20 protein-coding genes are annotated in these 22,339 nt (G+C 72.9%); 10 read left to right on the top strand and 10 right to left on the bottom strand.

What is annotated here, in order from left to right; all coding sequences use genetic code 11:
- Positions 1 to 73: 73 nt before the first annotated feature.
- Both EKO23_RS12855 and EKO23_RS12850 read left to right on the top strand, forming a co-directional pair.
- Complete coding sequence (locus EKO23_RS12855) at positions 74 to 1,312, top strand: C39 family peptidase (protein WP_134717881.1); 1,239 nt, start codon at positions 74 to 76, stop codon at positions 1,310 to 1,312.
- On the top strand, positions 1,312 to 2,433 hold the full coding sequence (locus EKO23_RS12850; protein ID WP_134717879.1) for a hypothetical protein: 1,122 nt from the start codon (positions 1,312 to 1,314) through the stop codon (positions 2,431 to 2,433). The genes EKO23_RS12855 and EKO23_RS12850 overlap by 1 nt, the downstream gene beginning before the upstream one ends.
- A 3-nt stretch (positions 2,434 to 2,436) precedes the next feature.
- Here the strand turns inward: EKO23_RS12850 and EKO23_RS12845 are convergent, their stop codons facing one another.
- Both EKO23_RS12845 and EKO23_RS12840 read right to left on the bottom strand, forming a co-directional pair.
- The gene (locus EKO23_RS12845) at positions 2,437 to 2,766 is read right to left on the bottom strand and encodes an AzlD domain-containing protein (protein ID WP_134717877.1); all 330 of its coding nucleotides are present in this window, start codon (positions 2,764 to 2,766) and stop codon (positions 2,437 to 2,439) included.
- Positions 2,763 to 3,506, bottom strand: coding sequence for an AzlC family ABC transporter permease (locus EKO23_RS12840; RefSeq protein ID WP_134717874.1), 744 nt, complete (start codon positions 3,504 to 3,506; stop codon positions 2,763 to 2,765). The genes EKO23_RS12845 and EKO23_RS12840 overlap by 4 nt, the downstream gene beginning before the upstream one ends.
- A 141-nt stretch (positions 3,507 to 3,647) precedes the next feature.
- Between EKO23_RS12840 and EKO23_RS12835 the strand changes: the two genes are divergently transcribed.
- From EKO23_RS12835 to EKO23_RS12820, 4 genes are all read left to right on the top strand, one after another.
- Complete coding sequence (locus EKO23_RS12835; RefSeq protein WP_134717873.1) at positions 3,648 to 4,841, top strand: NAD(P)/FAD-dependent oxidoreductase; 1,194 nt, start codon at positions 3,648 to 3,650, stop codon at positions 4,839 to 4,841.
- Positions 4,842 to 4,878: 37 nt separating this feature from the next.
- Positions 4,879 to 5,445 (top strand): OsmC family protein, encoded by a 567-nt coding sequence (locus tag EKO23_RS12830; protein WP_134717871.1) that lies wholly within the window; start codon positions 4,879 to 4,881, stop codon positions 5,443 to 5,445.
- A 116-nt stretch (positions 5,446 to 5,561) separates the two neighbouring features.
- The gene (locus EKO23_RS12825; RefSeq protein ID WP_134717869.1) at positions 5,562 to 7,166 is read left to right on the top strand and encodes an alpha/beta hydrolase; all 1,605 of its coding nucleotides are present in this window, start codon (positions 5,562 to 5,564) and stop codon (positions 7,164 to 7,166) included.
- Positions 7,163 to 7,810, top strand: a complete 648-nt coding sequence (locus EKO23_RS12820) for a DUF2461 domain-containing protein (RefSeq protein ID WP_134717867.1) — start codon at positions 7,163 to 7,165, stop codon at positions 7,808 to 7,810. Before EKO23_RS12825 ends, EKO23_RS12820 begins: the two co-directional genes overlap by 4 nt.
- A gap of 13 nt (positions 7,811 to 7,823) precedes the next feature.
- On the opposite strand, the gene EKO23_RS12815 is transcribed toward EKO23_RS12820, so the two are convergent.
- Complete coding sequence (locus EKO23_RS12815; protein WP_134717865.1) at positions 7,824 to 8,282, bottom strand: RrF2 family transcriptional regulator; 459 nt, start codon at positions 8,280 to 8,282, stop codon at positions 7,824 to 7,826.
- 121 nt (positions 8,283 to 8,403) lie between these two features.
- Positions 8,404 to 9,300: a sulfite exporter TauE/SafE family protein gene (locus EKO23_RS12810; RefSeq protein WP_134717863.1), complete on the bottom strand. Its 897-nt coding sequence runs from the start codon at positions 9,298 to 9,300 to the stop codon at positions 8,404 to 8,406.
- 356 nt (positions 9,301 to 9,656) lie between these two features.
- On the opposite strand from EKO23_RS12810, the gene EKO23_RS12805 reads away from it, so the two are divergent.
- Together EKO23_RS12805 and EKO23_RS12800 are read left to right on the top strand one after the other, a co-directional pair.
- Positions 9,657 to 11,531, top strand: coding sequence for an acyl-CoA dehydrogenase (locus EKO23_RS12805; RefSeq protein WP_134717861.1), 1,875 nt, complete (start codon positions 9,657 to 9,659; stop codon positions 11,529 to 11,531).
- Between the two features lie 142 nt (positions 11,532 to 11,673).
- A complete protein-coding gene (locus tag EKO23_RS12800; protein ID WP_134717859.1) occupies positions 11,674 to 11,898 on the top strand; it encodes a DUF6458 family protein in 225 nt (74 codons plus the stop codon).
- 134 nt (positions 11,899 to 12,032) lie between these two features.
- Here EKO23_RS12800 and EKO23_RS12795 read toward each other — a convergent pair whose 3' ends face one another.
- Positions 12,033 to 13,805: a serine/threonine-protein kinase gene (locus tag EKO23_RS12795; protein ID WP_134717857.1), complete on the bottom strand. Its 1,773-nt coding sequence runs from the start codon at positions 13,803 to 13,805 to the stop codon at positions 12,033 to 12,035.
- Positions 13,806 to 13,853: 48 nt separating this feature from the next.
- Positions 13,854 to 15,737 carry an NHL domain-containing thioredoxin family protein gene (locus EKO23_RS12790; protein WP_134717855.1) on the bottom strand — a complete coding sequence of 628 codons (1,884 nt, stop codon included), beginning with the start codon at positions 15,735 to 15,737 and terminating at the stop codon, positions 13,854 to 13,856.
- Positions 15,738 to 15,834: 97 nt separating this feature from the next.
- On the opposite strand from EKO23_RS12790, the gene EKO23_RS12785 reads away from it, so the two are divergent.
- On the top strand, positions 15,835 to 17,379 hold the full coding sequence (locus EKO23_RS12785; RefSeq protein ID WP_134717853.1) for an ArnT family glycosyltransferase: 1,545 nt from the start codon (positions 15,835 to 15,837) through the stop codon (positions 17,377 to 17,379).
- Positions 17,376 to 18,596 carry a lipopolysaccharide biosynthesis protein gene (locus EKO23_RS12780; protein ID WP_134717851.1) on the top strand — a complete coding sequence of 407 codons (1,221 nt, stop codon included), beginning with the start codon at positions 17,376 to 17,378 and terminating at the stop codon, positions 18,594 to 18,596. Before EKO23_RS12785 ends, EKO23_RS12780 begins: the two co-directional genes overlap by 4 nt.
- Here the strand turns inward: EKO23_RS12780 and EKO23_RS12775 are convergent.
- Genes EKO23_RS12775 through EKO23_RS12760 form a run of 4 tightly spaced genes read right to left on the bottom strand, consistent with a single transcriptional unit; the run spans position 18,583 to position 22,237 of the window.
- Positions 18,583 to 19,302 (bottom strand): class I SAM-dependent methyltransferase, encoded by a 720-nt coding sequence (locus tag EKO23_RS12775; protein ID WP_134717849.1) that lies wholly within the window; start codon positions 19,300 to 19,302, stop codon positions 18,583 to 18,585. The two genes, EKO23_RS12780 and EKO23_RS12775, sit on opposite strands and share 14 nt — an antisense overlap.
- Positions 19,303 to 19,327: 25 nt before the next feature.
- The gene (gene rffA / locus EKO23_RS12770) at positions 19,328 to 20,503 is read right to left on the bottom strand and encodes a dTDP-4-amino-4,6-dideoxygalactose transaminase (protein ID WP_167880455.1); all 1,176 of its coding nucleotides are present in this window, start codon (positions 20,501 to 20,503) and stop codon (positions 19,328 to 19,330) included.
- Positions 20,490 to 21,269, bottom strand: a complete 780-nt coding sequence (locus tag EKO23_RS12765; protein WP_167880454.1) for a sulfotransferase domain-containing protein — start codon at positions 21,267 to 21,269, stop codon at positions 20,490 to 20,492. The genes rffA and EKO23_RS12765 overlap by 14 nt, the downstream gene beginning before the upstream one ends.
- Positions 21,266 to 22,237, bottom strand: coding sequence for a glycosyltransferase family 2 protein (locus tag EKO23_RS12760; RefSeq protein ID WP_167880453.1), 972 nt, complete (start codon positions 22,235 to 22,237; stop codon positions 21,266 to 21,268). Before EKO23_RS12760 ends, EKO23_RS12765 begins: the two co-directional genes overlap by 4 nt.
- Between the last annotated feature and the right edge of the window lie 102 nt (positions 22,238 to 22,339).

The raw sequence follows: 22,339 nt of genomic DNA, 5'->3' as shown, positions 1-22,339 counted from the left end.
ACGCTTGACGGTCTCTGTGGTCAGAGGTGACAGTGGTGAGAACTCGGTCCTCTCTTCCCCCTGGGGTCGCCCCATGTCCCACCGTCCGTTTCCGTCCGTCTCCCGCCTCTCGCGCCGTACGACGATCGCGATCGGCGCGCTCGCGCTGATGCTCGCGGCCGCGCCGTTCCTGCCCCGCTCGGGCCCGCAGCCGGCGATCGAGAACGCCACCGACGCGGGGCCCGCGGGCCTGGCCGGTGCCACCGCCGGGACCGGCGCCGTCACCCCCGCCATGCGGGCGGAGATCGACCGGGTCCTGGGCGCGGCGCGAGCCTCCGGCCGGGCCACCCAGGGGCGGACCCTGTCCCCGGCCGCCCTCGTGCGCGACCAGGTCCGGTGCGCGACGTTCGAGGGGCAGCGCTACTGCCTGCACAGCGGCTGGACCCGCTCCACCCAGGCCCAGGTGGTCACCGAGCTCAGCCGGACCGCGGCCGACGCCGCGCGACGTACCCCGCGGGAGAGCACCGGCGACCTCGACCCCCTCGCCCTGCTCCGGCAGCGTCAACGGATGCCGCTCGAGGCCCGGCTGCGTGCGGACCGTGCCGAGCTCACCGACGCCGCCCGCTCCGTCGCCAAGGTGTGGCTGCTGCGGAACCAGGTCCAGGGCACCCCGCTGCCGACCGGCTTCCTGGCCGCCCACCCCGAGGTCCGGCTCCGGACCGCGAGCGGCGACCCCGCCGCGACCACGCAGCCCAAGAAGGCCTCCGACTACCCCGAGCGCGGCTACGTGCTCACCAGCAAGCGCACCACCGAGCAGACCCGGACCTACTGGTGCGGCCCGACCACCATGCAGATGATCGGCTGGGGCTGGCGCTACAAGCGCAGCCAGAAGACGTGGGCGAACCGGCTCGGCACCACTCGGGACGGCTCGTCGATCACCAACCTGGTGGGCGCGACCAACCGCTACACGGGCTGGGACCAGGAGAGGTACGCCGGCCGCTACATCGTGCTGGACATCAAGGACTGGTCCTACGGCCGGTGGTACCTGCTGCAGATGCGGCACTACGGCGACTACCGGGCGCCGGTCATCCTGCACCCGGTGCTGCTGAAGAAGTGGTACCCCTACCTCGACGACGACGCGAGCGGCCACTTCCAGGTCGGCCGTGGCTGGAACAAGAACGGCGACAAGGCCAACCTGCTGCGTTACTTCGAACCGTGGAACCAGCAGCGCTTCGACCCGTCGGAGCCCTACATCGCCCGCTCCCAGGAGCGCTCGGCGTACCGCTCGTACCGGGCCAACAAGGAGCACTTCCAGCACAACATCGGGGTCTGATGCGCCGCTGGTACGCCGCGGCGGCGGTCCTCCTGCTGCTCGCCGCGGGATGCAGCGGCGACGGGTCCGGTGACGGGTCACGAGAGCCGGACGGCCCGACCACCGGCAGCGGTCCCACCAGCGCGGCCACGGACTCCCCGACCGGCCCGGTCGCCGGGAGCCCGACCGGCACCGCGACCGCGGAGCCGACCGCAGCACTGCTGGACTGGAGGCCGCTGGGAAAGCCGGACTCCGGGACCTGGACCAGGGGCGAGGACTGGACGATGCGGGTCGCCGACGGCGGCACCTCGGTCCGGTTCGACGGCCCGGCCGCCGGCGGGTCGTACCGACCCGGCCCGGGTCGGCACGTCGTGGACGCCTTCCTCGACGGCGACCGGGCGGTGCTGGTCAGCCAGGACCGGCTCGAGGAGAAGCCCCTCGACCTCGTCGTGCTCGACCTCCCGAGCGGCGATCGGGTCGGCCGGGTGACGGACCCGCGGCCCGGCACCGGCGGGTCCGTAGCGTACGGCGAGGGGACCCTCGTCTACTCCTCCTTCCGGCCAGGCGGCGCGTTCTGCCTGGCGGCGTACGACGTGGAGGCGGGTCGCGGAGAGAAGGGGTACTGCGCGCCGAGACGGCACGGGTTCTCCAACGCCAGCATCTCCCCCGCCGGGACCGGGCTGATGACGTTCGACGCCCGTCGGCCGGTCTCCTGCCGCACCCTCACCTCGGTCACCGGGGCCACGGCCACCCCGCTGCCAGGCGTCCCGGACTGCAAGGGCTGGGACGTGCTGCTCACCGACGGCGGCGCGGTCTGGTCGACGGTCCCGAAGGAGCAGCGGGTGGAGGCCGGACAGTTCTACGCCACGACGGGCGACACCGTCACCGCGCTCGGCCCCGGCACCACCGGCACGCTGCTGTGGTGCGGCGACTCGGCGTACTTCGTCCGCGACGCGCAGAAGGACCTCGACAAGGCACGCCTGATGCGGTGGACACCCGACGGCGAGCTCCAGGTGGTCTACGAGAGCAGCGGCGAGGGCGAGGCGTTCCTGGCCGCCCCCGCCTGCGCCGACGGCATCCTCACCGTGCGGTCGTTCGCGGAGGGCGGCGACGAGCAGGTCTGGGCGACCGCGCCGGGCTGACGGTCACCGCACGACCAGGTCGGCGACCAGCGCGACACCCAGGGCGAGGGCGATCGCCAGCGGCATGCTGCCGGTCCGGCGCACGACGAGCGCCACGGCGACGGTCGCCACGACCAGCGCCGCGGCGGTCAGGGGACGGTCCCCCCGCACCGTCGCGTCGAGGTCGACGACGACGAGCGCGGCCAGGGCCGCCGGAGCGAGGTGCTCGAGCCCGTCGCGCAGGCGCTGGGGCAGCACCCGGGCGGGGACGACCACGACCAGCATGATCCGGAGCACCCAGCAGGCTGCCGCCAGCACCGCCAGGGCGGTGAGCTCCGGCCAGGTCCCGGTCACCGGTCGCTCCGCCCGGGCGTCGCGGGGCGGTCGGCGACGATCCCGGCCAGCACCCCGGCAGCGCAGCCGGAGAGGATCGACACCTCGGGCACGAGGTGCGCCACGGCGATGGCCACGGCGCCGGACGTCCCGGCGACCAGCAGCACGGTGCGGCTCACCAGGCGCGGGACCAGCATGGCGACGAACAGCGCGACGCCGACCAGCCCGAGGTGCGGCAACGGCGGGAGCAGCGGTCCGAGGGCGAGGCCGACGGCGACCGCGACCAGCCAGGCCAGCAGCAGGTAGGTGCCGAGCCAACCCCAGTAGCGACGGAACTCGGCCGGCCCCGACGCCTCCCGCCGGGTCGCGGCGAGATAGGTCTGGTCGAGCAGGAACTGCGGTCCGAGGAGCCGGAACCAGCGCGGCTGGTGCCGGAACATCGGCTCGAGCGCGGCGCCGTACAGCATCACGCGGGCGTTCACGACGACGCCGGCCGCGACGGCGGCGAGGAACCCCGACCCGAGGTGCAGGACCGTCGTCGTGGTGAGCTGCGCGCTGCCGCCGTACACCGCGGCCGCACCGAACAGCGCCGCGGCCCGGCTCCCGCCGAGCGCCACGACGGTGACGCCCAGCACCAGCCCGAACGGCATCACACCCGGCGCCACGGCCAGCACGTCGGCGCGGGCTCGGCGGCGGAGCTCGCGGCGGTCGAGGGCAGGGAGGTCCGGACGCAGGGCGTCCGGGACGACGGTCGTGGTCATGCCGCCACGGTCACCCGGCCGTGGTCCGCGTCCTTGGCGGTCGGGAGGCGATCTCGTGGAGACCTCCCGGCCACGTCGTCTCCACGAACCCGTCACACGGCCACCAAGGTTCCTGCCGTCCCGGGCGCGACGGTGGTCGGCATGACCCACCAGGACCCGAGCCGCGACGTGGTCGTCGTGGGCGCCCGGTGCGCCGGCACGGCCGTCGCCCGACTCCTCGCCGCCCGTGGCCACGACGTGCTCCTGCTCGACCGCGCCGACCTGCCCGGCGACACGGTCTCGACCCACGGCATCGCCCGCGGGGGCGTCGTCCAGCTGGCCCGCTGGGGCCTCCTGGACCGGGTGCTCGCGACAGGCGCACCGGCGATCCGCGACGTGACGTTCGTGACCGCCGACGGCGAGCTGCACCGTCGGGTCAAGGATCGCGCCGGCGTCGACCTGCTGGTGGCGCCGCGGCGGTCGGTGCTCGACGCGATCCTGCTCGACGCCGCCCTGGCCGCCGGCGCCGACCTGCGCACCGGCACCACCGTCACCGGGCTGCTGCGCGACCGGTCCGGGCGGGTCACGGGTGTCCGGACGCGAGACGGCCACGGCCGCAGCACCGACGTGGCCGCCCGGCACGTGGTGGCCGCGGACGGGCTGCGGTCGCGCACCGTCCAGCGGCTGGGCGCCGCCACCCTGCAGGGCTTCGAGGCCGACGCCTCGCTCTTCTACTTCTACGTCGCCGACGTCGACTGGCGTGGCATCGAGTTCCACGTCTCCCCGGACGCGTTCGCCGGGGCCTTCCCCACGAACGACGGCCAGGCCTGTGTCTGGCTCTGTCGGCCCACTCCGGCGTTCACGGCCGTCCGCAGCGCGGGGGACCGCAGGAGCAGCGCCCTGCTCGCCGCCCTCGACGACGCTGCCCCCGTCCTCGCCTCCCGGGTACGACGCGGCCGGATCGTCTCGCCCGTCCGGGGCTGCGTCTCCCCTCCCAGCTACGTCCGTCAGGCGTGGGGGCCGGGCTGGTCGCTGGTCGGGGACGCGGGCTACCACCGCGACCCGATCACCGGGCACGGCATCACCGACGCGTTCCGGGACGCGGAGCTGCTCGCCGAGGCACTGCACGACGTCCTCGAGGGCGCAGACGAGCCCACCTCCCTCGGGCAGTACGCCGCCGCCCGCGACGCCGCCCTCGCCGAGACCTTCGACCTCACCCGGGCGCTGGCCCGGTTCCCCCACCCCGCCCGGTTCGTCGAGCTCCAGATGCAGCTGGCCCGGGCCCTCGACCGCGAGGCGACGGCGCTCGCCTCGCGCCCGGTCCCGGCCGGGCTGGTCGCGGCACCGGCCGCGTGAGCGCCACCGACACCATCCAGAAGAGAGAGGCACCCGCATGACCACGACACCCACCCGCCGTACCAACGGCGTGGACACCGAGACCCTGTTCGCCACCATCGACGCGGTCCGTCAGCAGCCCGAGCTCGCGCGCTTCCAGTTCCGTGCCACCACCCGGTGGCTGGACGGCACCTGGAACCGCACCACCATCGGCGGCTTCCACGGAGCCGGCGGCGAGCAGGCCCGCGAGCAGGAGTTCGACGTCGAGGCCGACCACCCGGTCGTGCTGGTCGGCGCCGACCGGGCCCCGACCCCGGCCGAGCACCTCCTCCAGGCCCTGGGCAGCTGCCTGACCAGCGGTCTGGCCAACATCGCCGCTGCCCGCGGCATCGAGCTGCACGAGGCGACGGCTCGCGTCGAGGGTGACATCGACCTGCGCGGCATCCTCGGCATCGACGACTCCGTGCGCAACGGCTTCCAGGCGATCCGGGTCACCTTCCACGTCGCCGGCGACGCCAACCCCGAGGACCTGGCACGGCTGGTCGACCAGGCCCGGCGCCGCTCGGCCGTGTACGACGTGGTGTCGAACGCCGTCCCGGTGCAGGTCGACGTCGCGACGGCGTGAACGACCAGACCCACCTCCGGCTCGTGCCGGAGTCGCTCCCCCGACCCGTTCGTCCCGGGGGCGACCCGGCACGCGGAGCCCTCGGCACCGGTCCCGGGGCGTGCGAGCATGACGACATGGTCCTGATCCTCGACGGGCGCCTCGAGCTGGACGAGACGCTGTTCGAGCTGCGGCGCGACGGGACCGGCGTACCGCTGGAGCCGCAGGCCTTCGACGTCCTCGTGCACCTGGTCCGGAACCGCGAGCGGGTGGTGCCCAAGGAGGAGCTCATGGACACCGTCTGGGGCGGGCGTTTCGTGAGCGAGACCGCGGTGACCAGCCGCATCAAGCAGGTACGCCGCGCCCTCGGCGACGACGGGCGGTCCCAGCGGATGATCCGCACCGTCCACGGTCGGGGCTACCGGTTCGTGGCCGGGGTCGTCGAGCCGGCCGGGGAGCCCGCCGCACCCCCTCCGGCCACCGCTCCCGGCCGCGCGGCGGCACCGACGCCCGTCCGGCCGGTCCGCTACACCGTCAGCGACGGACTGCACATCGCCCACCAGGTGACCGGCAGCGGCGACCTGGACATCGTGCTCATCCCCGGCTTCATCTCCCACCTCGCCTTCGACTGGGAGGACCCACGCCACGCCTACTTCCTCGACCGGCTCGGCACCATGGGCCGCCTGATCCGCTTCGACAAGCGCGGCACGGGGATGTCGGACCGGCCGTCCGGGGTCCCGGACCTGGAGACGCGCATGCACGACGTCCTCGCGGTCATGGACGCGGTCGGTTCCGAACGGGCGATCCTCTGCGGCTACTCCGAGGGAGGCCCGATGGCCGTGATGATGGCGGCCACGCACCCCGAGCGGGTGTCCTCGCTGGTGCTCTACGGGACCTACGCCAAGCGGACCCGGGCCGAGGACTACCCCTGGGCCCAGACCCAGGACGAGCGCGCGGCGTACACCGAGCGGCTCGTGCACACCTGGGACTGGACCGCCGACCTGCGGATGCGCTGTCCCTCCGCCGACGAGCCGATGCAGCAGTGGTGGGCACGCCGGATGACCGCCGCCGCCACGCCGGGCACGATCCGGGCGCTCATGGACATGAACTCCCTGGTCGACGTGCGCGACCTGCTGCGGTCGGTCCGGGTGCCGACGCTCGTCGTGCACCGGGACCAGGACCCGATGTTCCCGATCGAGGAGGGCCGCTACCTCGCCGACCGGATCCCCGGTGCGCGGTTCGTGGCCCTGACCGGCGCCGACCACTTCGTGTCCGGTGACCCCGCCCAGATCCTGGACGCCGTGGAACCCTTCATCCGGTCCACCCCGGCGCCGACGCACCACCTCGCCCTGGCGGCGGTGGCACACCCCGCGGGCCGCGAGGCGACCGCCCTCGCCGACGCCCTCGTGGCGGCCGGCGGGCGGCTGCGGCACAGCGCCGCCGGCGACGTCGTCGTGCTCTTCGACGGGCCGGCCACGGCGGTCCGCGCCGGCCGTTCGGCGCTCGCGCGGGTCTCCGACGCGGCGCTCGGGCTGGCGGTGGCCGAGGTCGCCGACGGCGGCCCGGTGGCGGGTCCGGGCGTGGAGCTCGCGGTGCGGCTCGGCGCCCACACGGTCCCCGGGGAGCTCCTGGTCACCCGGATGGCGACCGTCCTGCTCTCGGGATCCGGGATCGACCTCGAGCCCGCGCCGCCGCTGGGCGAGGCCGACCTCTTCCGGGTCTCGGATACCGTTCCCGCGTGACCCAGCCAGCACAGTTCGAGGGGTTCCCCGTCGCGGCGCTCGACTTCTACGACGACCTCGAGGTCGACAACACCAAGTCGTTCTGGGAGGCGCACAAGGCCGTCTACAACGAGGCCGTCAAGGCACCGATGGCCGCGTTGACAGAGGCGCTGGCCGAGGAGTTCGGCACCGCCAAGGTGTTCCGCCCCTACCGCGACGTCCGGTTCGCGAAGGACAAGACGCCGTACAAGACGCACCAGGGCGCCTACGTGCCCGTGGCCTCGGCCACCGGGTGGTACGTCGAGCTGTCGGCGCGGGGCGTGCGCACCGGGGCCGGCTTCTACGAGGCCAGCCCCGCGGGGCTGGCCGCGGTCCGGGCCGCCATCGACGACGAGCGGACCGGCACCGAGCTCGAGCGGATCGTGACCGGGCTCGAGGACGGCGGCTGGACGGTCGGTGGCGAGACGCTCAAGACCACGCCCCGCGGCTACGACCAGCAGCACCCGCGGATCGGGCTGCTCCGGCACAAGTCGCTCACGCTCACGCGCAGCCACGGGTTCGAGCCGGTGATCCACACTCCCGCGATGCTGGACATGGTCCGCGACGACTGGCGCACGCTGCGCCCGTTCGTGGAGTGGGTGGCCGAGCGGACCGCCGGCCGCTGAGGCAGCCGGGCGGTCAGTGCGGCTGCCAGGCGTCCTCGTCGGCGGTGCGGGAGGTGACCGCGTCCGGCAGCTCGCGGGCGGCCAGGTCGGCGATGGTGACCTGCTCGAACACGTCGCGCAGCGAGCGACGGGCGGCGATCCACACGTGCTGGAGGACGTCGGCGCGCTCGTTGTAGGTGACCGCCTCGGGACGCAGGCCGTAGACGGAGACCAGCGGGCCGTCCACCGCGCGGATCACGTCGGCGACGCTGATCGCCTCGGGCTTGCCGGCCAGGCGCCAGCCGCCCGACTGGCCGCGCTGGGAGACCACGACGCCGGCCCGGCGGAGGTCGGCGAGGATCGCCTGGAGGAAACCGTGCGGGATGTCCTGGAGGCGGCCGAGCTCCTCGGCGCTCACCGGTGAGCTGTCGGCCCGCCCGGCCATCTCGATGAGGGCGCGGAGGGCGTAGTCGGACTTCGCGGACACTCGCATGGCGCCAGTGTCTCAGAAAAGTCGACCAACTCACTCGATACGGACACGACGCACCGGTGCCGCGTCGTGCGCGACACCGGCGCGTCCCCGTGGTGACGGGTCCGTGGGTGAGAGGTCCGCCTCAGACCGAGGCAAGCTCCTTCTCGAGCTCCGCGACCTCGCGGGAGCGGCGCTCCTGGGCGACCGCCCAGACGATGCCGGTGATCCACAGGACGGCGAGGACCGCGGCGACCAGGCCGACCGTGGCGCCGGTGGCGCCGAGGGCCTCGAGGATGGTCTTGGAGTTGGTGAGGATGATCAGGCCGCCGGCCGCGACGCCGAGGACCCGGGCAGCGAGGTGCTTGACCAGCCACGCCGCGACCGGGGCGGCGACCACACCGCCGACCAGCAGCGCCGCGGCGTACCCCCACTCGATGCCCTGCGAGCCGAGCGCGAACAGGAAGCCGAGCGAGCCGCCGACCGCGACCACGAACTCGGAGGTGTCGATGGAGCCGACCACCTTGCGGGGCTCGAGCCGGCCGGACGAGAGCAGCGTGGTGGTGCCGACCGGGCCCCAGCCACCGCCGCCGATGGAGTCGAGGGCGCCGCCGACGACGCCCATCGGGGCGAGGAAGTACGGCGAGGGGTGGGCCTTGAACTGCGGCCGTCGCCCGCCGAGGCGCAGGAAGCGGTAGATCACGTAGATGCCGAGGCCGAGCAGGATGCCGGCCACCCAGGGCTTGGCCTCGTCGCCGGGCAGGCTGGCGAGGAACGTCGCGCCGGCGAAGGCGCCGACGAAGCCGGGCACGGCCAGGATGGTGACGGTCCGCCAGTCGACGTTGCCGAGCTTGTGGTGCGAGAAGCCGGAGACCAGCGAGGTGCCGATCTCGGAGAAGTGCACGGCGGCGGAAGCGGCGGCCGGGGCCACGCCCGCGGCCAGCAACAGGGTCGAGGAGGTCACGCCGTACGCCATGCCGAGCGAGCCGTCGATCAGCTGCGCGACCAGGCCCACGAACGCGAGCACGATGAGCTTGCGCATGGTTCTGCCAGTCCCTTCGTCGGAGTGCGGCCGCTCCCACAGCGACCAAGCGCACTCTGGCGATCAAATCAATTAACTCGACTCATTAGAGCATGTTTGTCTGATTAGGTCACTTCGACGCGCCCTGACCGTTGGGCGGCCCTCGACGGCGACGTGGACGGCGAGGTGCTCGGTCCCGCCGACGGCGAGGTCAGAGCGGGCGAACGCGACTCTTCGAGAGGTCCCTACCGAAGGTCCAGACCGGTGGCGGTGGCCACGTTGCTTGCGTGCGTGCCCTCAGCGAGGCATGATCGTTCTTGTTACCGATGAGTAGAACCTTCCGGTAACAAACGACCCCGAGTGGAGAAGGTGGAGCAGTGAGCCACTACAAGAGCAACCTCCGTGACATCGAGTTCAACCTCTTCGAGGTGCTCCGGCGCGACGAGGTCCTCGGCAGCGGACCGTTCGAGGAGGTCGATGGCGAGACCGCACGCTCGATCCTCGCCGAGGTCGACCGGCTGGCCCGCGAGGACCTCGCGGCGTCGTACGAGGACAGCGACCGCAACCCGCCCGTCTTCGACCCGGAGACCCACACCGCCCCCGTCTCGGAGTCGTTCAAGAAGAGCTACCACGCCTGGATGGACGCGGAGTACTGGCGTCTGCAGGTCTCCGAGGACCTCGGCGGCACCCCCGCCCCCTCCAGCCTGATCTGGTCGATCGGCGAGCTGGTGCTCGGCTCCAACGCCCCGGTCTGGATGTACGGCGCCGGCCCGGCGTTCGCGGGCGTCGTGCACCGCAACGGCAACGACCGCGACAAGCGGATCGCGCAGATCATCGTCGAGCGCGGCTGGAACACCACCATGGTCCTGACCGAGCCGGACGCCGGCTCCGACGTCGGCGCCGGCCGCACCAAGGCCACCCCCAACGACGACGGCTCCTGGAACATCGAGGGCGTCAAGCGCTTCATCACTTCCGGTGAGAGCGACCTCAGCGAGAACATCATGCACCTGGTGCTGGCCCGCCCCTCGGGCGTCGAGGGCGCCGGCGGCCCCGGCACCAAGGGCCTCTCGCTGTTCCTGGTCCCGAAGCTCCACTTCGACCACGAGAGCGGCGAGCTGACCGGCGAGCGCAACGGCGTCTACGTCACGAACGTTGAGCACAAGATGGGCATCAAGGTCTCCAACACCTGCGAGGTCACCTTCGGCGACCCGGGTGTCGGCGGCGGCGAGCCGGCGAGGGGCTGGCTGCTCGGCGAGGTGCACAACGGCATCGCGCAGATGTTCCAGGTCATCGAGAACGCCCGGATGATGGTCGGTACCAAGGCCATCGCGACGCTCTCGACCGGCTACCTGAACGCACTCGAGTACGCCAGGAGCCGCGTTCAGGGCGCGGACCTCACCCAGGCCGCGGACAAGACCGCGCCGCGGGTGACGATCACCCACCACCCCGACGTGCGCCGCTCGCTGCTCACGCAGAAGTCGTTCGCCGAGGCGATGCGCGCGCTGGTCCTCTACACCGCGTCCTGGCAGGACAAGGTGCAGCTGGCCGAGCACGCCGGAGAGCGCGACGAGCTCGCGGAGAAGGTCAACGACCTGCTGCTCCCCATCGTGAAGGGCTACGGCTCCGAGCGCTCGTGGGTGCTGCTCGGCACCGAGTCGCTGCAGACCTTCGGTGGCTCCGGCTTCCTGCAGGAGTACCCCATCGAGCAGTACGTCCGCGACGCGAAGATCGACACCCTCTACGAGGGCACCACCGCGATCCAGGGCCAGGACCTGTTCTTCCGCAAGATCGTCAAGGACCAGGCCCAGGCGCTGGGCTTCCTCGCCGGCGAGATCGAGAAGTTCCTCCAGTCCGAGGGCGGCAACGGCCGCCTCAAGGTCGAGCGGGAGCTGCTGAAGACCGCGCTCGAGGACGGCAACGCGATCGTCGGCCGGATGATCAACGACCTGATGTCGGCGGACGTCAACGCCGAGGGCGGCGACCTGCGCAACATCTACAAGGTGGGGCTGAACTCCAGCCGCCTGCTGATGGTGCTCGGCGACATCGTCTGCTCCTGGCTGATGCTGCGCCAGGCCGAGATCGCGCTCGAGAAGCTCGACGGCACGGCCGGCAAGGACCAGGCGTTCTACGAGGGCAAGGTCGCCGCTGCGCAGTTCTTCGCGCAGACCGTGCTGCCGAAGGTCTCCGCGGAGCGCGCGATCGCCGAGTCGGTCGACCTGTCCGTGATGGACCTCTCCGAGGACGCGTTCTGACCCGGCGTACCCGCCGCTGACCACACGAAGCCGGCAGTGGACGAGTGAGACCAGCACGACTCACCCGTCACGATTCGAGAGCGCCGGGATGGGGTACGTCGTCTCGAGGGTCTCGGTTCACCACGACACGAAGGAGTCTGTGATGGGTATCGGAATCGGCATCGTCCTGCTGGTCATCGGGCTGATCCTGGCGCTCGGCGCGATCGACCTGCCGGCGGCCATCGACAACGCGATCGCCTCGGACACGCTGGGCTGGATCTTCATCGTCGTCGGCGTGCTGGCGATCGTGCTCGCGCTGGTCATGAACCAGCAGCGCACGCGTCGCACGACGGTGGTCGACGACCGTCGCCCGCCGCCGACCGTCTGAGCCGTCGAGTCGGGCCCCGCACCCCTGGGGGTGCGGGGCCCGACCGCGTTCCGGGGGCCCCACACGCGCAGCGAGGCGCGGCTGAACACCTCGGGAGGCGCAACTCGACGAGCAGCGGGGCGCAACTCAACGGGTCAGGAGAGGGGGACGCCCTTGAGCCGGCTGGGGAGCCGGTAGCCCCGCACCTTGGCGACGCCCCGGTCGCGGGCGTCCATGGAGGTCGCGTTCACGGCCACCGTCCAGGGCTGCTTCTCGTAGATGTGGACGTCGCGCCAGCGGCGGTTGCCGGACCTGCCGTGGCGCCCGTAGAGGTGGACCCCGTGCCGCACGCCGCTGCGGTACCACGCGCGCTGGGTGAGGTAGCTCGCGCTGAACCACTCGCGGTAGTAGGCCTTCGCTGACTGGGGGTCACGCCAGCGGGTGAAGGTGATGTAGTTGTCGTTGCCGTAGCCGCAGATCCAGGACTCGCGGTCCGCGCTGGCCTGCACGTCGTACGCCGAGCAGCCGAGGCCGTCGAAGCTGGAGAACACCCAGGCGGCGCCGCTGCGGCCGGTGGGCGCCGTGCAGTCGGCGTACCGGTAGGTCTTCGTGCCGTCCCAGCAGCGGTAGCTGTACGCCGGCGGCGCCGTGGTGGTCCGGGTCTCGGTCGGTCCGGGCTGGGGCGAGCGGGTGCTGCGGTCCCGCTCCGGGGCGCGGCTCGGCCCGGGATCGGGGTCGGTGCCGGGCACCTCGAGCACCGGGCCGTCCCCGGAGTCGCGTCGTTCGCTGCGGGGCGCCACGGCGTCGAATCGCCAGGTCGGCGGGTCGACCGGGGAGCTGCGCGGCACCAGGACCGGCCGCTCGATGACCGGGGCGGCGTCCACCGCGGCGGCCGTGGTGCCGGGCATCCCGCCGGCCGCGTCGGCACTCTCCCGCCGGTCGGAGCCACCCATCGCACCTCCGGCGACGACCGCCGTCCCGAGCACCGCGAGCGAGGCGGCGGCGACGACCGTGGCGGGCAGCCAGCGGCGCCGCCGGGTGCCGAGCACGACCTGCTGGCGGATCGCGGTCGCGCCGGGCAGCGTGATCGCGTCCGGGGCCAGCGCGGCGGCAGCGAGGAGGTCGCGGTGCAGCGAGCGGGCGGTGGGGTAGCGCCTGGCGCGGTCCTTGGCCATCGCCCTGCGCAGGATCGCGTTGACCGCCGAGCTGTAGGCGTCCTTGCCGGGCAGCTGCGGGATCGCCGCCTGGAGGTGGGCCATGGCGACCTCGACGTCCGAGCCGGCGTACGGCGCGGTGCCGGTCAGGGCGTGCCAGAACAGGCAGCCCGCGGCGTAGACGTCGCCCTGCTCGCCGGCGTCCTCGCCCTGGTGCCGCTCCGGGGCCATGTAGGGCAGCGAGCCGGCGACGGTGCCGGTGCAGGACAGGTCGGCGCCGGGGGTGGTGGCGATGCCGAAGTCGCAGAGGAACGCCTCGAGCTCGCGGCCGCGCTCGCGCAGCAGCACGTTGGCGGGCTTGATGTCGCGGTGGACGACGCCGACCGCGTGGGCGTCGCACAGGCCCTCGACGGCCTGCGCCATCACGTTCGTCGCGAGGGCAGGCGGCAGGCTGCCCTCGCGCTGGATCAGTCGGAGCAGGTCGCCGCCCCGGACGAGCTGGGTGACGAGGTAGAGCATCCCGTCGTGCTCGCCGTGGTCGTAGATGCGCACGATGCGCGGGGAGTCGAGCCGGGCCAGCACCGCGGCCTCGTGCTGGAAGCGGGCGCGAAAGCCCTCGTCGCCGGCGAGGTGCGGGACCACCAGCTTGAGCGCGACCTCGCGTTCGAGCGTGGTGTCGCGGGCCTGGTAGACGACACCCATGCCGCCCCGGCCGAGCAGGCGCAGCAGCCGGTAGCGTCCGAAGTGCTCACCCTCGATCGGCAGGCGGATCATCGCGAACCCCCGGAAGTCGCGGACTGGAGCGGACTGGACCAGTGGAGTCTAGGGTGCGTCCTCCGCAACATCCATTCCCCCGAGCGGGAGGACGAGGTGGGCCTCGCCCTCGGTGGTGACCCGGACCGGCACCCCCCAGTCCTGCTGGTGCATCCGGCAGGCCGCCCCCTCGCCGCCGACGGCGTCGCAGGACGCCGCCCGGGCGGCGACGTGCAGGACGCCGTCGCCGACGGCCGGGTCGAGCACCAGCGTGCGGCGCAGGTCGGTGGTGCGGCCGTCACCCTCCTTGATCAGGGCGGCGGGCGTGGCACTCACCAAGAGCTGGGTGGCCGGCCCGAACCGCTCGTCGACCTTCTGCCCCGGCGGCGGGGTGAAGGTCACGTCCAGGACCAGCCCGGCGGCCACGTCGGTCGTGGGGCGCTGGGTGGCGGCCGCGAACTCCTCATGCGCGCCCGCGGCCGCGGCCGGGTCGACCTCGGTGACCGTGTGGGCGGCCGACTCCACGACGTGCAGCCGGCCACCGGCCACCACCACACCGGAGGGCTCCTCGAGGCCCGAGGCGAGCGTCGACAGCAGTCCGGTCGCCGGGTCGAAGCGGCGTACGGCGCCGTTGTAGGTGTCGGTCACCGCGACGGCGCCGTCCGGCAGCAGCCCGACGCCGAGCGGGTGCTGGAGCCGGGCCGTCTCCCGGTCGCCGTCGCGGAAACCGAAGTCGAAGAGCCCGTGCCCGACCACGGTGGTCACGGCGCCGTCGGCGACGAACCGCAGCGCCGAGGTCTCCGCGTCGGCGAGCCAGAGCCGGTCGCCGTCCGGGACCAGGCCCGAGGGTTGAGCGAACCAGGCGTCCGCGAGCGGCCCGTCGACGAGGCCCTCGTTGGTGGTGCCCGCCGCGGCCGCGACGTCGCCGGTGCGCGGGTCGAACGTCCAGAGCTGGTGGATGCCGGCCATCGCCACCCAGACCCGCTCCTGCCACCAGGCGACGTCCCAGGGGCTCGAGAGTCGGGTGGAGGTCTCGAGGCGGGCTCGTTCCTCGCCCTCCTCGACCACCGGACCGGGCGCGGACCGGGGTGCAGGGTCTCCCTGGAACCACGGGTGGCCGTCGCCGGCCAGGGTGCGGGTCTCACCGGTCGCGAGCACCACGCCGCGCAGCGCGTGGTTGACGGTGTCCGCGACCACCAGGTCGTAGCCGACCTCGGCGGCCACCTCTGGAGGCAGCAGGCACAGCCCGTTCGGCTCGCTGAAGCGGGGAGAGGTCCCGTCGACCAGCCCGCGCACGCCGTCCCCGATCCGGCGCACGACCCTCGCCCCGCCCAGCTCGACCAGCGCGTGGCGGCCGGCGTCGGCGACCAGCAGGTGCCCGTCGGGCAGGGCGACCGCCTTGGCCGGGAAGCGCAGGTCGGTCTCGCCCGGCTCCGGCGCGACGTACGGCGAATCGCCGGGCTGGAGGGTGCCGCGCTCGCGGTGCTCGGCGACCAGCTCGGCGAGCAGGGCGCCGATCGCGTGCGCGTGGCCCTCGCCGGCGTAGTGCGCGACGACGTACCCCTCCGGGTCGACGAGCACGAGCGTCGGCCAGGCCCGGGCGGCGTACGCCTGCCAGGTGGTGAGGTCGGGATCGTCGAGGACCGGGTGGTGGACCTCGTAGCGCTCGACAGCAGCCGCCAGCGCCTGCGGGTCGGCCTCGTGGACGAACTTCGGCGAGTGCACCCCCACCATGACCAGCTCGTCGGCGTACGCCTCCTCCACGGGGCGCAGCTCGTCGAGCACGTGCAGGCAGTTGATGCAGCAGAAGGTCCAGAAGTCGAGCAGCACGAACCGGCCGCGCAGGTCGCGAAGCCGCACCGGCCCGGCGGTGTTCAGCCACCCCCGGCCGGCGAGCTCGGGGGCGCGGACACGTGCGCTGACACCGGGGCGGGCGGCGGAGGACGGGCTCACCCGCCGAGTGTGCCAGCCACGCCCTTGCCGGCCGGGGCCGGTCCGGCTCCGGCGGCTATCATGGCCGCCGTCCTGCCCACGTGGAGAAAGTGAGACTGTGCCTCCGGATGCCGAACGGTCCGCGCGGCTCCGGATCGATCCGCTGCTGCTCGCGGTCACCGTCGCCGCCCTCGCGGTCTACCTCCTCCACGGCTGGCGCGGCGCGCTCTCCCGGGACCTCGCGGTCTACGCCTATGCCGGCCAGATGGTGGCCGACGGCAACCCGCCGTACGTCGAGATGCTCAACCGGGCCGGCCCGCTCGCCCACCTGCTGCCGGGCCTGGGTGCGGCGGCTGCCCGGGTCGTCGGCATCGACGACCTGGTCGGCATGCGGATGCTGTTCCTGCTGCTCTCGGTGGCGACGGTGTCCGCGCTCTACGTCGCTGCCCGCGCCCTGTTCGCGTCCCGTCAGGTGGCCCTGGCCTCGGCCTGCACCTTCCTCGCGTTCTACGGCTTCATCGAGTACGCCTCGAACGGTCCGCGCGAGAAGACCCCCATGGTGCTGTTCCTGGTGCTCATGATCTGGGCCCTGGCGCGGCGGCGGTGGCTGCTCGCCGGCGTCTTCCTCGCCCTGGCCACGCTGAGCCTCCAGATCGCGTTCTTCGTCGGCGCACCCGCGGCGCTGGGCGCGCTGCTCCTCGGGCTGCGGAAGTGGGACCTGCTGCGGGGGACGGCGAGGCTGGCCGCCGGCGGGCTGCTCACCCTGGCCGCCTTCGTCGCCTACTTCGTCGCGGTCGGCGCGGTGCGGGACTTCGTTGACGCGTTCGTGGTCATCAACCTGCGCTACACACCGGCCCAGCCTATGTCGTCCGCGAAGCTCTCCTTCGCCTGGGACAACCTGCTGCGCGGGTACGGCGCCTCGGTCTGGCTGATCCTGGTGGGGCTGGTCGCGATGGTCGTGGTAGCGGCCCTCGGCGCCCGGGGCTGGCGGCGGCTCCCGGAGGACGGCCCCGCCGCCACCGTCGTGGCACTCGGCCCCGCGGTGCTGGTGGGCACCCTGTGGACGATGCGGGACTTCGACGGCTGGCCCGACGCCTTCCCCCTGCTGCCGTTCGCCGCTCTCGGGATCGGCGGGATGCTCGCCCTGACGCTCCACCGGCTGCCGGTGCGTGCCGTCCTGGTCACCACCCTGGTGTGGTCGCTGGCGACCACCGGGCTGGCGCTGGGGCTCTCGCTCGACGGCCGCAGCGACCGGCTCGACGTCCAGCGCGCCTCCGTCGCCCGGACCTTGCGGGTGCTGCCCGACGCCACCATGTTCTCCGTCCAGGCGCCGCAGCCGCTGGTGCTCGCGGGCCGCCACAACCCCAGCAAGTACCAGATGTTCTCCAACGGCCTGCTGGCCTACCTCGACGACACCTGGCCGGGCGGCGTCGACGGATACCGGGCCTGGATCCTGGAGAGGCAGCCCGACCTCATCGCGCTCGGCAAGACGGGCGGCAACGCCTGGCGCCGCGCGCTCGCCGACGACTACCAACGGGTGGGCTGTGCGCCGGGCTGGAGGTGGCTCGCCAGGCGGTCGCTGGGTGAGGAGACGCTGGCCCGGCTGGCCGAGGCCAACCCCTGCGCCAGAGGGGCGGGCCCGGCCGTCGACCGGGCCCCGTGACGGCGCGACGCGGAGCCGCGCTGCTGGCCGCCGGTTCAGCCGTCAGCGGGATCCTCGCGTACGTCGTGTTCGCGGTGTCCACCCGCGCCCTCGGCGCCGAGGGAGCGGCACCCGTCTCGGTGCTGTGGACCTGGTGGACGTTCACCAGCGCCGCCATGACCTTCCCGCTGCAGCACTGGGTGGCACGGACGGTGTCCGCCCACGGCGGAGCCAGCGTGCGGGCCGCGCTCCCGCACGTGCTGCTGGTGATCCTCGGGATCTCGCTGGCCACCGGGGTGGTGGCCTGGCTGCTCCGGGAGGACCTCTTCCACAGCGAGGCTCCGTGGTTCCCGCTGCTGGTGCTGCTCACCACGCTCGGCTCGGCGACGATCGGCCTGGTGCGCGGCGGCCTCAGCGCCCAGCAGCGGTTCGTCGCGGTCGCGGGCAGCCTGGTCGTCGAGAACGGCGTGCGGTGCCTGATCGTGGGCGTGCTCGCGGTCACCGGCGTCGACGACCCCGTCGCGTACGGCGTGGCGCTGGTCGTCGGGCACTACGCGTCGCTGATCTGGCCCGGTGCGCTCCGGTTCGACCGCAGCGGCCGGGTCGAGCCCACCTCGCGGCCGTTCGCGTTCCTGGCCGGGGCCGGCGCGTCCCAGCTGACCGCCCAGGTCGCGCTCTCGGCCGGCCCGGTCGTGCTGGCGCTCGCCGGGGGGTCGCCCGAGCAGATCACGTCCCTGTTCGCGGCGCTCGCGCTGTTCCGCGCGCCGTACATCCTCGTCCAGGGCAGCGTCGTCTCCCTGACCGTCCGGATGACCCAGCTCGTGGTGGAGGGGCACACCGTCGCCCTGACCCGGATCCGGCGGGTGCTGCTCGGCGGCACGGTGCTGGTGCTCGCCCCGGCCTTCGCGGTGGGCTGGTTCCTGGGCCCGTGGCTGCTGCACCTGGTCTTCGGCGAGGCGGTGAGCCTGTCCGCCCACCTGTGCGGCTTCGTCGCCCTGGCCTGCACCCTGGCCGTGCTGAACCTGGTCACCATGGTCGACCTGCTCGCCCACGACCGTCCGGCCCGGGTGGCGTCGGCCTGGGCGCTGGCCGTGGTGGCGGCCGTGGTGGCCTACCTGCTGATGGCGGACGCCTCGCCGCTGGACCGCACGGTGGCCGCCTTCGTCGTGGCCGAGGCGGCGGCGACCGCCGTCCTGCTCGTGCTGCTGCCGCGCGAACGGGCGGTCAGCGCGGCTTGACCGCCGCGAGCAGGACCGACGAGCCGAACGGCAGGTCGCGTCGCAGCAGCACCCGGGCCTCCGCCCGCGACAGCGAGGTGAGCACCCGGTCGAGAGCCGGGGAGACCGGCGTCAGGCCGGGCGGCGCGGCCCGCCCGGTGCGCTCGCGGGCCTTGCGCACCACCCGCTCGGCGACGAAGAGCGGGAACACCGCGGAGAAGGCGTACGTCGACCGCTCGACCCGCAGCCCGGAGCGCTCCACCGCCCGGACGATCCGGCGTCGCGTGTAGCGCCGGTAGTGCCCGGCGCGCACGTCGTGGTCGGACCAGGCCCACTGGTACGCCGGGACCGACAGCAGCAGCCGGCCACCGGGCCGGAGGACGCGGTGCAGCTCGGCGACCGCACGCGCCTCGTCCTGGCAGTGCTCGACCACGTCGAACGCGGCCACCACGTCGAACGTCCGGTCCCGGAACGGCAGCGCCGTCGCCGTGCCGCAGACTCCGTGGCCGGCCTCCAGCCCGCCGGGGTGGATGTCGAGCGCGTAGCGCTGGCCGACCCGCTTCATCCAGCCGACGCTCGGACCGTCGGCGCTGCCGACGTCGAGCACCAGGCCGGGATCTCCGAGATAGCCACCGAGCACCGACTCGAGCAGCCTGGCCCGGGCGCGGTACCACCAGTAGCCGGGCTCGCGGAGAGAGGCGGATCCTCGCTGCAGGTGCTCGACCATGGGCTCCTCGGGCAGGGCGCTCGCGTCAGACGGGCGCGCTCGCGGACAGGGACGCGAGGAACGTCTCGACCACACGGTCGGCGTCCTCACCGGACAGGTTGTTGTAGAACGGCAGCCGAAGCAAGCGTCCGCTCACGTCATCGGTGACCGGACACGCGGTCTCGCGGAGCGCGAACATCCGGCCGGCGTCCGAGCTGTGCAGCGGAACGTAGTGGAACGTCGCCTGGACGCCGCCCTCGCGCAGCGAGCCGAGCACCGCGTTGCGGCGCTCGTGGGAGTCGAGCAGCACGTAGAACATGTGGTACGCCGAGGTCCGCTCGGCCGGCGTCTCCATGATCGTGAACCCGTGCTCGTCGGCGTACGGCGCGAGCGCCTCGTGGTAGCGGTCCCACACCGCCTTCCGCTTGGCCTGGATGACCTCCCGCTGCTCGAGCTGCGCGAGGAGGTAGGCGGCGAGCACGTCGGACAGCCCGAAGGACGACCCGGTGTCCTTCCAGGAGTACTTGTCGACCTGGCCGAGCAGGAACGCCCTCCGGTTGGTGCCCTTGTCGTAGAGCACCCGGGCCCGGTCGACGTCGCGAGCCTCGTTGAGCAGCAGCGCGCCGCCTTCACCGCAGATGAAGTTCTTGGTGTCGTGGAAGCTCTGCGCCGCGAACCGGCCGTAGCTGCCGAGCGGACGGTCGCGCCAGGTGCCGAACAGCGAGTGCGCGTTGTCCTCGACCAGCGTCACCCCGGGGTGGTCGGCGAGCACCTTCTGCACGCCCTCGAGGTCGCACGCGATGCCGGCGTAGTGCACGACCACGACGGCCTTGACGCTGTCGTCGATGAGGCTGGCGAGGTGCTCCGCGTCGATCCCCAGGGTGTGCGGCTCGATGTCGCAGAACAGCAGCCGGGCGCCCTGCCTCGCGAACGCCAGGGCGCTCGTGGTGAACGTGAACGACGGGACGATGACGGTGTCGTCGGGCCCGAGGTCGAGCAGCATCGCGGACAGCTCGAGCGCGGACGTGCAGGAGGTGGTCAGGAGGACGTCCTCGGCGCCGGTCTCCTCGGCGAGGATCGCCATCGCCTTCCTGCCGAACTCGCCTCCGGACGACTGGTGGCCGCTGAGCATCGACTCCCGGACGTAGTCGAGCTCGCGGCCCTCGAGCGCGGGCCGGTTGAACGGGATCATCGGCAGGTCGGGGGTCTCAGTCGGCCCCATGGGTGTCACTTCCTCCATCGCTGGTCCACGGCGGACGACGCCCGCACAGACGTGCCAGGGCGTCGTCGCTGTCTGCAAAGTATTCCCTGAGCCGCCTGAGCAGCTCCTCGGGGAGGTCCGGGGCCGGCTCCTCGCTCTCGTTGACCACCTCGTCGCGCCCGGGCGGCACGAAGCCGGGGTCGACGCCGAGGTCGGCGTACAGGCGACGGATCACCGCCGGGTCCCCGAGCAGCTCGTCGGTGAACAGGACGTGGCTGGTCTGCGGGAACGCGTCGAGCCAGGGCCGCAGGTGGTCCGCGTAGCGACCGCGGACGAGGTAGGCGAACGGCGAGACCGACGTGGTCGCCCGGTCCCACTCGCCGGCGGCGGCCTCGTCGAGGCAGTCGGTGAGGGCCTCGACCAGGCCACGGTTCTCGAACCCGTTGTCGGTGCTGAACCGCCAGTTGGACACCGCGCGGGTCACCGGGTCGCGCAGCAGCGCGACCACGAACGGAACGCCCAGCATCCGCGCGGCGCGGGCCGGGGCGAGCGGGTCCTCGATGTAGCTGGTGCTCTTGTCGCCGAGCACGGTCTCGTCGGCGACGTGGGCGAAGTACGTCGCGCGGTACCAGTCGAGGCCGCGATCGGTGAGCTCGTCGGACAGGAAGACCTTCGGCTCCGGACGGGACGGCTGCGCCATCGCGATCGCGGGGTGGGCCTCCAGCAGGGAGTGGAGGTACGTCGTCCCGCTGCGCTGCGCCCCGATCACCAGGAGGTGCCGGGTCACGCGCCCACCCGCTCCCGCACGTGGTAGACGTCCTGGGCGCTGACCGCGTTGAGGGTGCGGACGACGTACTCGCCCAGCATGGAGAGCAGCGCGATGATGATGCCGTTGAACATGGCGAGCAGCACGATGATCGTGGTCCATCCCTCGACGTTGGTGTCCACGAAGAACGACCGGACGAGGTAGAAGACGCCGAGCAGGAAGCTGAGGAACGCGATCCCGAAGCCGGTCAGCGCGGCCGCGCGCAGCGGCCACGACGAGTAGCTGAACAGGATGGTCAGCACCAGCCGGAGGATCCGGGCCAGCGAGTAGTTGCTGGACCCCACCGGCCGGGGCTCGTGCCGGACCAGCACGTCCGTGCGGGAGCTGGAGTACATCAGCGCCTGACCGGTGATGTAGGGGTGCGCGGTGCGGGAGGCGCAGATCCGGTCGACCACGCCGCGGCGCAGGATCCGGAAGTTGGACACGGTGAGCTCGGGCGGCTGCCCGAAGACCCGGCGGTTGATCATCGAGATCGCCTGGGTCCCGAGGCGGCGGTAGCCGGCCGCCTGCTTGCGCTCGAACCGGCCGAAGACGACGTCCCAGCCCTTCATGGCCTCGTCGATGAGCACCAGCGCCTGGTCGGGCGGGTTCTGCATGTCGTCGTCGAGGGTGATCACGAAGTCGCCGGTGGCCTCGCGGAAGCCGGCCAGGTTGGCCTGGTGCTGCCCGTAGTTCTGCAGGAGGTTCAGCGCGACGACGTGGGGGTTGGCCCGGGCCTTGGCGGCGATGACCTCCCAGCTGCGGTCACGGCTGCCGTCGTTGACCAACACCAGCTGGTAGCGCAGCCCGGCGCCCTCGAACACCTCGACGATCCGGTCGACCGTGCTGCCGACGACGCCTTCGCTGTTGAACACCGGGACCACGAGCGAGTAGGTGAACGACTTCGGGTCCGGCGTCGCCGGTTCCGTCAGCCCCGATGGCTGCTCCACGTGGCGACTCCTCCATAGGTCTTCGATGGCCAACCCACCCTAGAGCAGAGCACCGCCGGGGTCCTCTTCGGCGGTCACCGCCCTCCAGCACCCCGGGGCCGG

It is taken from the genome of Nocardioides guangzhouensis (assembly GCF_004519545.1).
Lineage (GTDB): Bacteria > Actinomycetota > Actinomycetes > Propionibacteriales > Nocardioidaceae > Nocardioides > Nocardioides guangzhouensis.
The sequence above is the reverse complement of the archived record's forward strand: the minus strand, read 5'-3'. Positions and strand labels throughout refer to the sequence as shown.